16 protein-coding genes are annotated in these 15509 nt (G+C 36.7%); all 16 read left to right on the top strand.

The genetic code is table 11. From position 1 onward, the window contains the following. Window positions 1-115: 115 nt before the first annotated feature. The 16 genes from rsgA to N7659_RS00965 all read left to right on the top strand — a co-directional run bounded on the left by rsgA (window position 116) and on the right by N7659_RS00965 (window position 15477). A complete protein-coding gene (gene rsgA, locus N7659_RS01040) occupies window positions 116-988 on the top strand; it encodes a ribosome small subunit-dependent GTPase A (protein WP_263275390.1) in 873 nt (290 codons plus the stop codon). Window positions 989-995: 7 nt separating this feature from the next. Further along, entirely contained in the window at window positions 996-1655 is a 660-nt protein-coding gene (rpe, locus tag N7659_RS01035) for a ribulose-phosphate 3-epimerase (RefSeq protein WP_199567963.1), read from the top strand. Further along, window positions 1648-2280 (top strand): thiamine diphosphokinase, encoded by a 633-nt coding sequence (locus N7659_RS01030; RefSeq protein ID WP_263275389.1) that lies wholly within the window; start codon window positions 1648-1650, stop codon window positions 2278-2280. Before rpe ends, N7659_RS01030 begins: the two co-directional genes overlap by 8 nt. 1 nt (window position 2281) lies before the next feature. Then, window positions 2282-3556 carry a DNA recombination protein RmuC gene (locus tag N7659_RS01025; RefSeq protein ID WP_263275388.1) on the top strand — a complete coding sequence of 425 codons (1275 nt, stop codon included), beginning with the start codon at window positions 2282-2284 and terminating at the stop codon, window positions 3554-3556. After that, on the top strand, window positions 3546-4490 hold the full coding sequence (locus N7659_RS01020) for a 3'-5' exoribonuclease YhaM family protein (protein ID WP_263275387.1): 945 nt from the start codon (window positions 3546-3548) through the stop codon (window positions 4488-4490). The genes N7659_RS01025 and N7659_RS01020 overlap by 11 nt, the downstream gene beginning before the upstream one ends. Window positions 4491-4582: 92 nt before the next feature. Beyond that, on the top strand, window positions 4583-5398 hold the full coding sequence (purR, locus tag N7659_RS01015; protein WP_199575820.1) for a pur operon repressor: 816 nt from the start codon (window positions 4583-4585) through the stop codon (window positions 5396-5398). A 206-nt stretch (window positions 5399-5604) separates the two neighbouring features. Further along, window positions 5605-6018, top strand: coding sequence for a 30S ribosomal protein S12 (gene rpsL, locus N7659_RS01010; RefSeq protein ID WP_018370315.1), 414 nt, complete (start codon window positions 5605-5607; stop codon window positions 6016-6018). 16 nt (window positions 6019-6034) lie between these two features. Then, window positions 6035-6505: a 30S ribosomal protein S7 gene (rpsG, locus tag N7659_RS01005; protein ID WP_263275386.1), complete on the top strand. Its 471-nt coding sequence runs from the start codon at window positions 6035-6037 to the stop codon at window positions 6503-6505. A 121-nt stretch (window positions 6506-6626) separates the two neighbouring features. Then, on the top strand, window positions 6627-8708 hold the full coding sequence (gene fusA / locus N7659_RS01000; RefSeq protein ID WP_263275385.1) for an elongation factor G: 2082 nt from the start codon (window positions 6627-6629) through the stop codon (window positions 8706-8708). 182 nt (window positions 8709-8890) lie between these two features. After that, a complete protein-coding gene (locus tag N7659_RS00995) occupies window positions 8891-9538 on the top strand; it encodes an NAD(P)H-binding protein (protein WP_263275384.1) in 648 nt (215 codons plus the stop codon). Between the two features lie 356 nt (window positions 9539-9894). Continuing rightward, window positions 9895-10908, top strand: coding sequence for a type I glyceraldehyde-3-phosphate dehydrogenase (gene gap / locus N7659_RS00990; RefSeq protein ID WP_263275383.1), 1014 nt, complete (start codon window positions 9895-9897; stop codon window positions 10906-10908). A 139-nt stretch (window positions 10909-11047) separates the two neighbouring features. Then, a complete protein-coding gene (locus N7659_RS00985; protein ID WP_263275382.1) occupies window positions 11048-12244 on the top strand; it encodes a phosphoglycerate kinase in 1197 nt (398 codons plus the stop codon). Between the two features lie 135 nt (window positions 12245-12379). Further along, window positions 12380-12889 carry an FUSC family protein gene (locus tag N7659_RS00980; RefSeq protein ID WP_263275381.1) on the top strand — a complete coding sequence of 170 codons (510 nt, stop codon included), beginning with the start codon at window positions 12380-12382 and terminating at the stop codon, window positions 12887-12889. 92 nt (window positions 12890-12981) lie between these two features. Further along, window positions 12982-13356 carry a MerR family transcriptional regulator gene (locus N7659_RS00975; RefSeq protein WP_263275380.1) on the top strand — a complete coding sequence of 125 codons (375 nt, stop codon included), beginning with the start codon at window positions 12982-12984 and terminating at the stop codon, window positions 13354-13356. A gap of 18 nt (window positions 13357-13374) precedes the next feature. Next, window positions 13375-14718, top strand: coding sequence for a type I glutamate--ammonia ligase (glnA, locus tag N7659_RS00970; protein ID WP_263275379.1), 1344 nt, complete (start codon window positions 13375-13377; stop codon window positions 14716-14718). 183 nt (window positions 14719-14901) lie between these two features. Further along, window positions 14902-15477 (top strand): CHAP domain-containing protein, encoded by a 576-nt coding sequence (locus tag N7659_RS00965; RefSeq protein ID WP_263275436.1) that lies wholly within the window; start codon window positions 14902-14904, stop codon window positions 15475-15477. Window positions 15478-15509: the final 32 nt, after the last annotated feature.

The raw sequence follows: 15509 nt of genomic DNA, 5'->3' as shown, positions 1-15509 counted from the left end.
GATGTTTATTTAATAGGCTATGCTTTTTGATTTTTTAAAGAGATATTCCTTATTGAGAATGGCTACAAATTGAGTTTTTTGATATAATGAAGGTATTACTTTTAAAGGAGTTCACTTGGAAGGAAAAATTATAAAAGCTCTTGCAGGTTTTTACTATGTTGAGTCAGATGGACAAGTGTATCAAACGAGAGCACGTGGTAATTTTCGCAAGAAAGGTCAAACGCCCTATGTTGGGGACAGAGTGGTTTTTTCAGCCGAAGAAAATTCTGAAGGCTATATCTTAGAGATTTTGGAACGAAAAAATGCTCTTGTTAGACCACCCATTGTTAACATTGATCAAGCAGTTGTTATCATGAGCGCCAAAGAACCAGATTTCAATCATAATCTCTTAGATCGTTTTTTGGTTTTACTAGAACACAAAAAAATCAAACCAATCATTTATATCACAAAACTTGATTTACTATCAGACATGTCTGAAATGGCTATTGTGCGTGCTGAGTATCAAAAAATCGGTTATCCTTTTTTATATACGTTAGAGGAATTGTTGCCTCTACTAAAAGATAAAATCACTGTTTTTATGGGACAAACAGGAGTGGGTAAATCAACACTTCTTAATAAAATGGCTCCCGACTTGGCACTTGAAACGGGTGAAATTTCTGACAGCTTAGGAAGAGGTAAACACACCACAAGATCGGTTAGTTTTTATGACCTTAATGGTGGTAAAATTGCTGACACACCAGGATTTAGCTCACTTGATTATGAAATTACAACCAGTGAAAACCTCAATAAAGCCTTCCCAGAAATCTATCAACTCAGTCAAACCTGTAAATTTAGAAGTTGCACCCATACTCACGAACCAAGTTGTTCAGTAAAAGATGCTTTAGCAAGCGGAGAGTTATGGCAAAAACGTTATGACACTTATCTGCAACTGCTAAGTGAAATTCAAAATCGTCGCGAAACATATAAAAAAACCATAAAAAGAAAGTAGGTCACCCATCGTGAAATATAAAATTGCCCCATCAATCTTATCTGCTGATTATGCAAATTTTGCTTCTGAATTAAGACGAATTGAAGAAACTGATGTAGAGTATGTCCATATTGATATCATGGATGGCCAATTCGTTCCTAATATCACCTTTGGAGCAGGTGTTGTCGCAAGCATGCGTCAACATAGCAAACTATTTTTTGATTGTCATTTGATGATTGTTAATCCTGAACGTTACGTTGAAGAGTTTGCCCAAGCAGGAGCAGACATGATGACGATTCATGTAGAAAGTACCCCACATATCCACGGTGCGCTACAAAAAATTAAAGCAGCTGGCATGAAAGCAGGTGTCGTGATAAACCCAGGAACACCTGTTGAGATGGTTGAATCAGTTTTAGAACTCGTTGATCAAGTACTTGTCATGACCGTTAATCCTGGTTTTGGTGGTCAAGCCTTTATTCCTGAAATGATGAGTAAGGTTGAAAAAGTGGCTGCACTAAGAGAAGCAAAAGGTTTGGCCTTTGATATTGAAGTGGATGGTGGTATTGACCATGAGACCATTAAGTTAGCAAAAAAAGCTGGTGCCAATGTTTTCGTTGCAGGTTCTTATCTTTTTAAAGATGATTTCAAGGCACGTGTTGCAGCTTTACGTGAGGCTTTAAATGATTAATATTGCTTTATTTACAGGAGGAGTTCTTGATACCTGGCAAGGGAACTTTGATTTCTATGTTGGTGTTGACCGTGGCAGTTTGTTTCTACTAGAACAAAACCTTCCTTTGACCATGGCAATCGGAGACTTTGATTCTGTCAGTGAGACAGAATTTGAGCGCATTAAAAAGCAAGCTCAAAAACTTTATCTTGCTAAACCAGAAAAAAACGATACCGATACAGAAATGGCTTTGAAAATCATTTTCAAAACCTATCCCAAGGCTCATGTGACCGTTTTTGGTGCTCTTGGTGGTCGGATTGACCATGAGATGAGTAATCTATTTTTACCAAGTGATCCTGATCTTTATCCTTTAATGACGCAAATCACTCTATGTGATGCCCAAAACAATATCCGTTTTTATCCCAAGGGTGAGCATCTTGTTGAAAAAAATCCTAATATGACTTATGTCTCATTTATGACAAATGACGATAGCGAGCTCACGATTACAGGGGCAAAATACGAATTAACCAAGCAAACTTTTTTTAAAAAACAAATTTACACCAGTAATGAATTTATTAATCAACCGATTACAATTGATGTCTCATCAGGCTATGCTATTGTGATTCAGTCTAAAGATAGGAGTTAGTATGCTAATCATTAGTATCGTTCTGATTTTTTTAAGTCTAATTGTTATTCTGTTAAGCTATCTCAAGATTAGCCGGTTGGAAAAACAGTTGACAAAAACAGTCAATCAGCAACTTGAACACTTTTCTGAGCAGTTGTCCTATCAGGTGGAGATGACCAATAAAAATCAATTGATTGACCATCAAGCACAACTCAATCACTTACAGACAAATTTGTACCAGCAATTAAATGAGATGCGAGATGTTCTTCACCAAAATCTAACAGCCAATCGAGATAGTTCAGATAAACGTTTAGAACAAATCACGTTGTCTCTTGGTCAATCTGTAAAAGACATGCAAATATCCAACGAAAAACGTTTGGAAGAGATGCGACAAACGGTTGAAGAAAAATTAGAAAAAACCCTACATAGTCGCCTTAAAACGTCATTTGAGTCTGTTTCTAGACAACTTGAAAGTGTTAATAAAGGTTTAGGAGAAATGAAGACGGTGGCGCGTGATGTCGGCACTCTCAATAAGGTCTTATCTAATACCAAAACAAGAGGTATTTTAGGAGAACTGCAACTCGGTCAAATCATTGAAGATATTATGACAGAAAATCAATATGAAAGAGAATTTTCGACCGTTAAAGGCTCTAATGACCGCGTTGAGTATGCTATCAAACTGCCGGGTAATCAGCAAGGAGAATATGTCTATCTGCCTGTTGACTCAAAGTTCCCTCTAGAAGATTATTATCGTCTTGAAGATGCCTACGAATCAGGAGACAAAGAGCTCATTGAACGTTATAGAAAATCACTCTTGGTGAGTATCAAACGTTTTGCCAAGGATATCAAACAAAAATACCTTAATCCACCACAAACAACTAATTTTGCTATCATGTTTTTACCAACTGAAGGCCTCTACTCAGAAGTGGTGCGTCATGCCAGCTTTTTTGATAGCTTAAGAAGAGACGAAAATATCGTTGTTGCTGGGCCATCAACCTTATCAGCCATTTTGAATTCACTGTCTGTTGGCTTTAAAACGCTCAACATTCAAAAAAATGCTGATGATATTAGTAAGGTCTTAGGCAACGTCAAATCTGAATTTGGTAAATTTGGTGGTCTCTTACAGACAGCCCAAAAACAATTGAACCAAGCGAGCAATAATATTGATAAATTATTAACCACAAGAAGTCATGCGATTGACCGTGCACTTAGAAATATTGAACTCTATGAAGATGATTACACACGATCACTTCTCCAAACGCCGTTCTTAGAAAATGAGGAAGACAATGAAAATTAATCAGATGAAAAAAGATGAGTTATTTGAAGGCTTTTACTTGATTAAATCAGCAGAACTTCGAAAAACCCGTGCAGGTAAAGACTTTATTGCTATGACTTTTCAAGATGATACTGGTGAAATTAATGGTAATCTTTGGGACGCTCAACCCTATAATGTTGATGAGTTTGTTGCAGGAAAGGTTATCCACATGACTGGACGCCGTGAAGTTTATAACGGTTCACCTCAAGTGAATCAAATTACCCTTAGAAATGTCCGTCACGGAGAACCAAATAACCCAAGTGACTTTAAACCAAAATCAGATATTGATCTAGAAGATGTTAAGGATTATTTAGAACAGATGATGTTCAAGATTGAAAATGCAACTTGGCAAAGGATTGTTCGTGCTCTTTATCGTAAATTTGATAAGGAATTTTTCACTTTTCCAGCAGCAAAAACGAATCATCATGCTTTTGAGTCTGGTCTTTCTTATCATACGGCAACGATGGTTCGTTTAGCAGATGCGATTGGTGATATTTACCCAGCACTTAATAAAAGTTTACTCTTTGCAGGTATTATGCTACACGACTTAGCAAAAGTCATCGAGTTAACCGGTTCAGAAAATACGCAATACACCATAAGAGGAAATCTTATCGGCCATATTGCTCTTATTGATGAGGAAATCACAAAAGTCATTAATGAATTAGGGATTGATGATAGTAAAGAAGAGGTTACCGTTTTAAGACATCTTATTTTAAGTCATCACGGACAACTAGAATACGGTAGCCCTGTTCGTCCAAAAATCATGGAAGCTGAAATCCTTCACTTTATTGATAATATCGATGCAGAAATGATGATGATGACAACCGCTCTAAAAAGTGTGGGACCTGGTGAGATGACCAATAAAATCTTCGCCATGGATAATCGTTCCTTCTATAAACCTCGTTTTGAATCATAAATCACGAAAAATGAACCTTTTTTTAGAGAAAAGGTTCGTTTTTTCTTAATCCTATGATATAATATAACAAATAAACACTTGAGGTTGAAAAGATGAAGTTACGTCGTAGTGAACGCATGGTAGTTATTTCTAACTACTTAATTAATAATCCTTATAAGATAACGAGTTTGAGTACTTTTTCTGAGAAATACGAATCTGCCAAGTCATCCATTTCTGAAGATATTGCTATCATTAAAAAAGCCTTTGAAGAAAGTGCTATTGGTAAGATCGATACCATTACGGGTGCTAACGGCGGTGTTATTTTCACACCAACTATTTCAGAAAAAGAAGCGCGTTTAATCACTGAAGAATTATCGACTAGTCTTTCAAATAGTGATCGTATCCTTCCGGGTGGTTATATTTACTTATCGGATTTACTTAGTACCCCAGAAATTCTAAGAAACATTGGACGTATCATTGCTGATGCGTTTAAAGAAGAAAAGATAGACGTGGTAATGACAGTAGCAACCAAAGGAGTTCCTTTAGCAAATGCCGTTGCCAATGTTTTAAATGTACCATTTGTCATTGTTAGACGCGATTTAAAAATTACTGAAGGTTCTACGGTGAGTGTCAACTATGCGAGTGGGTCAAGTGATCGTATTGAAAAAATGTTTCTTTCAAAACGGAGTTTAAAACCAAATAGTAAAGTATTAATCGTTGATGACTTTTTAAAGGGTGGTGGGACCATTTCTGGAATGATTAGTCTACTAAAAGAGTTTGAAAGCACTCTGGTTGGCGTGGGCGTCTTTGCAGATAATAATCAACAAAAGCACTACCAATTTGATTACAAATCTCTCTTACACATTTCTAAAATTGATATTGACAATCAGATAATAGATGTGGAATTGGGTAATCTATTTGATAACTAATAGGATTTCCTTTGGGAATCCTTTTTCTTTATAAAATCATTGACAAAATAGCTATTCTTGTGTTACCATATAAGACGGTACTTTTTACTTTTGGTCTCTCAAAAGTGTACAGAGACGTGCTGACAAATGTTGCAAAAGTACACCAAGATTAAGGATGTCACCAATCGCTTAATCAACCAAAAATAAAAAAATACAGGAGAATGTAGATGCCTACAATTAATCAGTTGGTACGTAAACCACGTAAATCTAAAGTAGAAAAATCTGACTCACCAGCTTTGAACATTGGTTATAATAGTCATAAAAAAGTTCAAACCAAATTGTCATCACCTCAAAAACGTGGTGTTGCAACTCGTGTTGGAACAATGACACCTAAAAAACCTAACTCAGCTCTTCGTAAATTTGCTCGTGTACGTTTAAGTAACCTTATCGAAGTAACTGCATATATTCCAGGAATCGGTCACAACTTACAAGAACACAGTGTTGTGCTTATTCGTGGTGGACGTGTAAAAGACCTTCCAGGGGTACGTTACCATATCGTTCGTGGTGCACTTGATACTGCAGGTGTTACTGATCGTAAACAAGGCCGTTCTAAATACGGTACTAAACGTCCAAAAGGCTAAGAAGGGAGAATAAGAAATGAGTCGTAAAAACCAAGCGCCTAAGCGCGAAGTATTACCAGATCCATTGTACAATTCAAAACTTGTAACACGTCTTATCAACCGCGTTATGCTTGATGGAAAACGTGGAACAGCTTCAAGTATTGTTTATGGTGCATTTGATCAAATTAAAGAAGCTACTGGAACAGATGCTAATGAAGTATTTGAAACAGCAATGGAAAATATTATGCCTGTACTTGAAGTACGTGCACGTCGTGTTGGTGGTTCTAACTACCAAGTACCTGTTGAAGTGCGTCCAGAACGTCGTACAACATTAGGTCTTCGTTGGTTAGTTAATGCATCACGTTTACGTGGTGAACACACTATGCAAGACCGTCTTGCTAAAGAAATTATGGATGCAGCAAATAACACTGGTGCCTCAGTTAAAAAACGTGAAGATACTCACAAAATGGCTGAAGCAAACCGTGCATTCGCTCACTTCCGTTGGTAATCTTAGCTGGCATATCACCATATATCCATTAAGACTAAAAAACGGGTAGGTCCTGCCTATCCGTCTTTTCTAAATAATGATATAATAAGAATAGAAAAAAATAAAATAGGAGACTAAATTAATGGCTCGCGAATTTTCATTAGAAAAAACACGTAATATCGGTATCATGGCTCACGTTGATGCTGGTAAAACAACAACAACAGAGCGTATCCTTTACTACACTGGTAAAATCCATAAAATCGGTGAAACTCATGAAGGTGCCTCACAAATGGACTGGATGGAACAAGAGCAAGAGCGTGGAATCACAATCACTTCTGCGGCAACAACTGCTCAATGGAAAAACCACCGTGTTAACATTATCGACACACCAGGACACGTGGACTTCACCATTGAAGTACAACGTTCTCTTCGTGTTCTTGACGGTGCGGTAACCGTTCTTGACTCACAATCAGGTGTAGAACCTCAAACAGAAACAGTTTGGCGTCAAGCAACTGAATATAAAGTTCCTCGTATTGTATTTGCTAACAAAATGGATAAAGTGGGAGCTGACTTCCTTTACTCAGTAAGTACACTTCATGATCGCTTACAAGCTAATGCACACCCAATTCAATTACCAATTGGTTCAGAAGATGACTTTGTTGGTATTATCGACCTTGTTACGATGAAAGCTGAAATCTACACTAATGACTTGGGTACTGATATTCGTGAAGAAGAAATTCCAGAAGAGTATCTTGAATTAGCACAAGAATGGCGTGAAAAATTAGTTGAAGCGGTTGCTGAAACTGATGAAGAATTAACCATGAAATACCTTGAAGGTGAAGAAATCACTGAAGCTGAATTAAAAGCTGGTATCCGTAAAGCAACAATCAATGTTGAGTTTTACCCAGTACTTTGTGGTTCTGCCTTCAAAAACAAAGGTGTTCAATTGATGCTTGATGCGGTTATTGATTACCTTCCAAGTCCAGTTGATATTCCTGCGATTAAAGGGATTGATCCTGATACTGAAGAAGAAACAACTCGTCCAGCTTCAGATGACGCACCATTTGCTGCACTTGCCTTCAAGATCATGACAGACCCATTTGTTGGACGTCTATCATTCTTCCGTGTGTATTCTGGTGTCCTTAACAGTGGTTCATATGTTATGAATACAACTAAAGGAAAACGTGAACGTATTGGTCGTATCCTTCAAATGCATGCGAACAGTCGTCAAGAAATTGAAACAGTTTACGCTGGTGATATCGCTGCTGCTGTTGGTCTTAAAGACACAACAACAGGAGACTCATTAACAGATGAAAAATCAAAAGTTATCCTTGAGTCTATTGAAGTACCAGAACCAGTTATCCAATTGATGGTTGAACCTAAGTCTAAAGCTGACCAAGATAAGATGGGTATTGCCCTTCAAAAATTAGCAGAAGAAGACCCAACTTTCCGTGTTGAAACAAATGCTGAAACAGGTGAAACTGTTATCTCTGGTATGGGTGAGCTTCACTTGGATGTCCTTGTTGACCGTATGCGTCGTGAATTCAAAGTAGAAGCTAACGTTGGTGCTCCTCAAGTATCATATCGTGAAACATTCCGTGCTTCAACACAAGCACGTGGATTCTTCAAACGCCAATCTGGTGGTAAAGGACAATTCGGTGATGTTTGGATTGAATTTACACCAAATGAAGAAGGTAAAGGCTTCGAATTTGAAAATGCTATCGTCGGTGGTGTGGTTCCTCGTGAATTTGTTCCTGCCGTTGAAAAAGGATTGATTGAATCTATGGCTAACGGTGTTCTTGCGGGTTACCCTATGGTTGACGTTAAAGCAAAACTTTATGACGGTTCTTACCATGATGTCGACTCATCTGAAACAGCCTTCAAGATTGCAGCATCACTTGCTTTAAGAGAAGCAGCTAAATCAGCTCAACCAGTTATTCTTGAGCCAATGATGTTAGTAACTATTACAGCTCCAGAAGAAAATCTTGGGGATGTTATGGGACACGTGACTGCTCGTCGTGGACGTGTTGATGGTATGGAAGCACATGGAACAAGCCAAATTGTTCGTGCTTATGTCCCACTTGCTGAGATGTTTGGATATGCAACTATCCTTCGTTCTGCAACTCAAGGACGTGGAACATTCATGATGGTATTTGACCACTATGAAGATGTTCCTAAATCAGTTCAAGAAGAAATTATTAAGAAAAATGGTGGCAATGCTTAATAGCATTCACTAAAAGGTTTACTCTAGTAAACCTTTTTTTGATATAGGTAGGATTAAAGACTCAGATAAAAGACATCATAGAGATTGCTAAGAGACTGATGAGAGTGAGAGCATTTTTTATGACAAGCGATAAAAAAAGGAATATAATGCCTCTATAATAAAAGTTAAAGGAGGATTTTCCTATGACACATAGTTTAATTTTTGGTGCTAGTGGCTTTTTAGGACAATCAGTGGTAAAAGAATTATTAAAAAAAGATATTAAAGTAACAGCTGTAACAAGAGCTGTTGATCTTAATAATACAGAGCGTTTTAACCCACAGGTTAACTGGGTAGAAGCAGATTTGTATAATAGCAAAGAATGGCAACACCTATTAAAAGATGTTGATGTGGTGATTGATTTAGTTGGTATCTATGTCGAAGAGCCTGAAAAAGGAATCACTTTTGATCGTGTCATCTATCAGTCAGCAAAAGCTATTGCTGATGAAGTAGCTAAAAGTGATGTTTCTCGCTTTATCTATGTTTCGGTTGATTTATCTAATGAAAACAATCCAAAAGACTATCTCAAAGCTAAGAGAGAGTCAGAAAATTATTTGACGCAACAATCATTTGAAACTACCATTTTCCGTCCAGGATTAATGTATGGTCCCTTAAAACCAAGCACAGTTAAATTGGCTGAAAAAATCTTAAAAAATCTTGATGAAACTAGTCCTTCATGGTCAAGCAGACCACTTTCAGTGGTAACAGTTGCAAAAGCTATTGCTTTAGTGGTTAGTGAAGGTAGCAAGCTTTCTATTTATGAGATTGATGATATGGATAATTTGGTTTCATAATTTTGAAAAATGATTTTCAATCTTTTGTAAAATGACAACTGTTTTCACCAAATTGACACTTTCCATCTAACATTTCCATTATAAAAATCATTAAAAAAATATTATTCTAACAGAAAATATCAACCTTACATCCATACTAAAAAAATCAAAACACTTGTTAATACTGCTTTTTCTGGCAATATCTTGGATGATTATGTCTAACGGATTGGATTTTAATTAGTTGCATTTTCTCTCAATTAGTTATATAATAAGTAAGTCGAAAGTTATTTGTGTAGTTACACAAGTTATTCTTTTCACAAATTAGAGATACTGTTCTCTAAAATAATAATTTGATTTTCATAAGGAGGAAATCTTTAATGGTAGTTAAAGTTGGTATTAACGGATTTGGACGTATCGGACGTCTTGCATTTCGTCGTATTCAAAATGTAGAAGGTATTGAAGTAGCTCGTATTAACGACCTTACTGACCCTAAAATGCTTGCTCATTTATTAAAATATGACACAACTCAAGGTCGTTTCGATGGTGACGTTGAAGTTAAAGAAGATGGCTTTACAGTTAATGGAAAATTTGTAAAAGTTTCTGCTGAAAAAGATCCAGAACAAATTGACTGGGCTAACGATGGTGTAGAAATCGTTCTTGAAGCAACAGGATTCTTTGCAAGCAAAGCTGGCGCTGAAAAACATTTACATGAAAATGGAGCTAAAAAAGTTGTTATCACTGCTCCTGGTGGAAACGATGTTAAAACAATCGTATTTAACACAAACCATGACACATTAGATGGTAGCGAAACAGTTATTTCTGGTGCTTCATGTACGACTAACTGCTTGGCACCAATGGCAGCAGCCTTAAATGATACATTTGGTGTTAAAGTTGGTACTATGACAACAATTCATGCTTACACTAGTGACCAAATGACTCTTGATGGACCACATCGTAAAGGTGATTTCCGTCGTGCACGTGCTGCAGCAGAAAACATTGTTCCTAACTCAACAGGTGCTGCTAAAGCTATCGGTCTAGTTATTCCTGAATTGAATGGTAAACTTCAAGGTCATGCGCAACGTGTTCCTGTACCAGTTGGTTCATTAACTGAACTTGTTACAATCTTAGATAAAAAAGTAACTGCTGAAGAAGTTAATGAAGCTATGAAAGCTGCAGCAAATGAAAGCTACGGTTATACAGAAGATGAAATTGTTTCATCAGATATCGTTGGTATGACTTATGGTTCATTGTTTGATGCTACTCAAACTGAAGTAACTGAGTCTGCTGATGGACAACAATTAGTTAAAACAGTGTCATGGTATGACAATGAAATGTCATACACTGCACAACTTGTTCGTACTCTTGAGTACTTTGCAAAATTGTCTAAATAAGCTTAAATAAGAGAGATGCGTAAGGCATCTCTTTTTTGCTGAAAAAAATCAGAAAATCCTTGCTATCTTTACTTTTTATATCGCTTTTAATGAATTTGTGATATAATTATCTTATTAAAAAATAAGGAGTTTTAATGAAATGGCTAAACTAACTGTTAAAGATGTTGATTTAAAAGGAAAAAAAGTTCTCGTTCGTGTTGACTTTAATGTTCCTTTAAAAGACGGTGTTATTACTAATGATAATCGTATTTCTGCTGCACTGCCTACTATCAAATATATTATTGAAAATGGTGGTCGTGCAATTTTATTCTCACACTTAGGTCGTGTGAAAGAAGAAGCAGATAAAGAAGGTAAATCACTTGCTCCGGTAGCTCTTGATCTTGGTAAGAAATTAGGACAAGATGTTGTCTTTCCTGGTGCCACTCGTGGTGAAAAATTAGAAGCGGCTATTGCTGAATTAAAAGACGGTGATGTGCTTCTTGTTGAAAACACTCGTTTTGAAGATGTTGATGGTAAAAAAGAATCTAAAAATGATCCAGAATTAGGGAAATACTGGGCAAGTCTTGGTGATGGTATCTTTGTTAATGATGCCTTTGGTACAGCTCACCGTGCCCATGCTTCAAACGTTGGTATTTCTGCTAACGTTGAAAAAGCTGTTGCAGGCTTCTTATTAGAAAATGAAATTGCTTATATTAAAGAAGCCGTTGAAACACCTGAGCGTCCTTTTGTTGCTATTTTAGGTGGCTCAAAAGTATCTGATAAGATTGGTGTTATCGAAAATCTTCTAGAGAAAGCTGATAAAGTACTTATCGGTGGTGGAATGACTTATACTTTCTACAAAGCACAAGGTATTGAGATTGGTAATTCATTAGTCGAAGAAGATAAACTAGCTATTGCTAAAGCACTTCTTGAAAAAGCTAATGGTAAATTAATCTTGCCAGTTGATTCAAAAGAAGCTAATGCTTTTGCTGACTATACTGAAGTTCGTGATACTGAAGGGGAAGCTGTTTCTGAAGGATTCCTTGGACTTGACATTGGACCAAAATCTATTGCTCAATTTGAAGAAGCATTGACTGGTGCTAAAACAGTTGTCTGGAATGGTCCTATGGGCGTCTTTGAAAACCCTGATTTCCAAGCCGGAACAATTGGTGTTATGGATGCCATCGTGAAACAACCTGGTGTCAAATCAATTATTGGTGGCGGAGATTCTGCAGCGGCAGCTATCAATCTTGGTCGTGCAGATAAGTTCTCATGGATTTCAACAGGTGGTGGTGCTTCAATGGAACTCCTTGAAGGAAAAGAATTACCAGGTCTTTCAGCATTAACTGAAAAATAAAAAATCATCCTATTAAAACAGTGGGCTTTGCCTGCTGTTTTTGTTTTGTATGGCCTTTAAAAAATTAAAATCTTGACAAACAAATGAGATTATCTTAGAATTTAAGTGCTTGGTACCAAAAATAAGGCGGAGATAATGAAGTATAGATTTAATCGACAAGAAATGAAAATAGGCATGCGAACGGCAAAAACAGGTTTATCAGTTTTTACGGTTTTACTACTCTTTCATTTGCTAGGGTGGGAAGGAACACAGATTGCTGCACTAACAACAGTTTTTAGTCTTAGACAAGATTTTGATAAAAGCTTATCATTTGGTTGGTCTCGTATTATAGGCAACAGTATAGGAGGTTTATTAGCTCTTGTTTTTTATATGGTAGAAGGCCTCTTTCATCATTCTTTTTTAGTCACTTTATTTCTTGTACCGATTTTAACGATGCTAACCATTGTTTTAAATGTCGCTATTAATAATAAATCTGGTATTATTGGAGCCACCGCAGCTCTCTTGATTATTACATTAGCGGTGCCATCAGGCGATACCATTATTTATGTTTTTGCCAGAATTTTTGAAACCTTTGTTGGTGTTTTTATTGCCATTATTATTAATAGTGATATCGATAAATTACGTCAATTTTTAACAAAAAAATAAAAACAACTATTCATGTTATATTTTATAACATGAATAGTTGACTTTTTTTTGTTTTCTTTATATAATGGACGAGAAGAAGGGGGGTAATCAGCATGAGAGAAAAAGAATTAAGACGTTCCTTAGCTGTTTTTCCTATGGGAACTGTTATGAAGTTAACAGATTTGACAGCAAGACAAATTCGCTATTATGAAGACCAGGGTCTGATTAAACCAGAAAGATCGACTGGAAATAGAAGACTATACTCACTCAATGATATGGATTTGTTATTAGAAATCAAAGATTTTATTAATGATGGTCTGATGATTGCCGACATAAAAAAACAGTATCAACAGCGTGATGAGGGTCAATTTAGAGAAGATAAATCACTTTCTGATGCAGAGGTTCGACGCATTCTACATGATGAATTTGCCAAACAAAGTGGTTTTTCCAACCCTTCAACTGCAATTAGTGATCTTAACCGTTTGTAACCGTAAAAAGGAGATATGATGACAATTACTGAAAAAACCATTCGCCGTGAGATTGAGGAAAAAAATGTAACCTTCTTACGCCTTATGTTTACCGATATATTAGGAACTATGAAAAATGTTGAAATTCCTGCAACAAAAGAACAATTAGATAAGGTATTGTCTAATAAGGTTATGTTTGATGGGTCTTCCATTGAAGGATTTGTCCGTATTAATGAGTCTGATATGTACCTTTATCCTGATTTATCAACATGGACCGTTTTTCCTTGGGGAGATGAAAATGGTGCAGTAGGTGGACTTATTTGTGATGTCTATACTGCTGAAGGTCAGCCTTTTGCTGGTGACCCAAGAGGTAATTTAAAACGGAATATTAAGCGAATGGAAGAACTGGGCTTTAAGTCTTTTAATCTTGGACCTGAGCCAGAATTTTTCCTCTTTAAAATGGATGAGAATGGTAAACCCACTTTAGAAGTGAACGATCGTGGTGGTTATTTTGATCTTGCGCCTACTGACTTGGCTGATAACACCCGTCGCGAAATTGTACGTGTGTTAACTGAAATGGGTTTTGAAGTTGAAGCAAGTCATCATGAGTGTGCTGTTGGTCAGCATGAAATTGATTTTAAATATGCCGATGTCTTGGCAGCGTGTGATAACATTCAATTGTTTAAGTTGGTTGTTAAAACGATTGCTAGAAAACATGGCATGTATGCTACTTTTATGGCTAAACCTAAGTTTGGTATAGCTGGTTCTGGTATGCACTGTAATATGTCATTGTTTACCGATGAAGGAAATGCCTTTTTCGACGAAGATGATAAAAGAGGCATGCAACTGTCTAAAACAGCCTATCATTTCCTTGGTGGTTTAATGGCGCATGCTTATAGTTATACGGCAATTACTAATCCAACCGTTAATTCTTATAAACGTTTAGTGCCAGGCTATGAAGCCCCAGTTTATATTGCTTGGGCTGGTCGTAATCGCTCTCCTTTAATCCGTGTGCCAGCATCAAGAGGGGCTAGCACGCGTTTAGAATTACGTTCGGTTGATCCAACAGCAAATCCTTATTTAGCGATGGCAGTTTTATTGGCTTCTGGTTTAGATGGTATTGTGAATAAAATAGAAGCCCCAAAACCAATTGAGACTAATATTTATGCTATGACAGCTGAAGAACGTAAGAAAGCAGGTATTATCGATCTTCCATCAACCCTTCATAATGCTTTAAAAGCCTTGAAAAAATCAACAGTTGTTAGAGAAGCACTTGGAGATCATATCTATACTAATTTTTATGATGCTAAGCGTATTGAATGGGCTAGCTATGCTTCTTATGTGTCTCAGTGGGAAATTGATAACTATCTTGAATTGTATTAAAAAAATGTTGAAAGACAGGTTTATCGAGCCTGTCTTTTTTTTGTTAACGATTTTCTTTACAACTGTTATCTGACTTTAAACTATTTGTCACATTGATAGCTTATGATAGGTATAAAACAACGTTAAAAGGAGAACAATGTGAGAAAAGTAAAGCAAACATCAAAATTATGGTTACACCAACTAATGCTAGTTGGTGCTGTGTCAGCAACAACTCTATTAGCTAACGAGGTAGCTCTAGCAGATGAATATGTGATTCAAAATGGTGATTCTTTTTATAGTATTGCTCAGCAATATGGTATGGATATGTATGAATTGGCAGCAATGAATAATCTTGATGTTTCAAGTCTCATTCTCCCTGGCCAAGTATTGACAGTAGCAAATCCAACACCTGCAGTTGTGGCAGTTGATGAAGACAATGAAGAATATACTGGTAGTTATCCGATTGGTCAATGTACTTGGGGTGTTCAACAATTAGCACCTTGGGTTGGTGAATGGTGGGGTAATGGTGGCGACTGGGCTGGTACAGCTTCTTGGTTAGGTTACCAGATTGGTACAACACCAATGGTTGGCTCTATCATTTGCTGGACAGATGGTGGCTATGGTCATGTGGCCTATGTTATTGACGTTCAAAGTGAAACAAGCATTCAAGTATTAGAGGCAAACTTTAATGGTCAACAATGGATTGACAATTATAGAGGCTGGTTTAATCCTTATGATGGGGTAACACCAGGTGAAGTGACTTATATCTATCCTTATTAAATGGTACCGTAAAAACGCTCATTCAAAAGATG

The organism is Streptococcus sp. CSL10205-OR2 (assembly GCF_025660655.1).
In the GTDB taxonomy this organism is placed as follows: Bacteria; Bacillota; Bacilli; order Lactobacillales; family Streptococcaceae; genus Streptococcus.
The sequence above is the reverse complement of the archived record's forward strand: the minus strand, read 5'-3'. Positions and strand labels throughout refer to the sequence as shown.

Coding starts and splice junctions, on each gene's coding strand:
- N7659_RS01030 (WP_263275389.1), top strand. CDS start 1,648: ATGATTAATATTGCTTTATTTACAGGAGGAGTTCTTGATACCTGGCAA.
- purR (WP_199575820.1), top strand. CDS start 4,583: ATGAAGTTACGTCGTAGTGAACGCATGGTAGTTATTTCTAACTACTTA.
- gap (WP_263275383.1), top strand. CDS start 9,895: ATGGTAGTTAAAGTTGGTATTAACGGATTTGGACGTATCGGACGTCTT.
- N7659_RS00985 (WP_263275382.1), top strand. CDS start 11,048: ATGGCTAAACTAACTGTTAAAGATGTTGATTTAAAAGGAAAAAAAGTT.
- fusA (WP_263275385.1), top strand. CDS start 6,627: ATGGCTCGCGAATTTTCATTAGAAAAAACACGTAATATCGGTATCATG.
- N7659_RS01020 (WP_263275387.1), top strand. CDS start 3,546: ATGAAAATTAATCAGATGAAAAAAGATGAGTTATTTGAAGGCTTTTAC.
- N7659_RS01025 (WP_263275388.1), top strand. CDS start 2,282: ATGCTAATCATTAGTATCGTTCTGATTTTTTTAAGTCTAATTGTTATT.
- rpsL (WP_018370315.1), top strand. CDS start 5,605: ATGCCTACAATTAATCAGTTGGTACGTAAACCACGTAAATCTAAAGTA.
- N7659_RS00975 (WP_263275380.1), top strand. CDS start 12,982: ATGAGAGAAAAAGAATTAAGACGTTCCTTAGCTGTTTTTCCTATGGGA.
- N7659_RS00965 (WP_263275436.1), top strand. CDS start 14,902: ATGCTAGTTGGTGCTGTGTCAGCAACAACTCTATTAGCTAACGAGGTA.
- rpsG (WP_263275386.1), top strand. CDS start 6,035: ATGAGTCGTAAAAACCAAGCGCCTAAGCGCGAAGTATTACCAGATCCA.
- N7659_RS00980 (WP_263275381.1), top strand. CDS start 12,380: ATGAAGTATAGATTTAATCGACAAGAAATGAAAATAGGCATGCGAACG.
- glnA (WP_263275379.1), top strand. CDS start 13,375: ATGACAATTACTGAAAAAACCATTCGCCGTGAGATTGAGGAAAAAAAT.
- N7659_RS00995 (WP_263275384.1), top strand. CDS start 8,891: ATGACACATAGTTTAATTTTTGGTGCTAGTGGCTTTTTAGGACAATCA.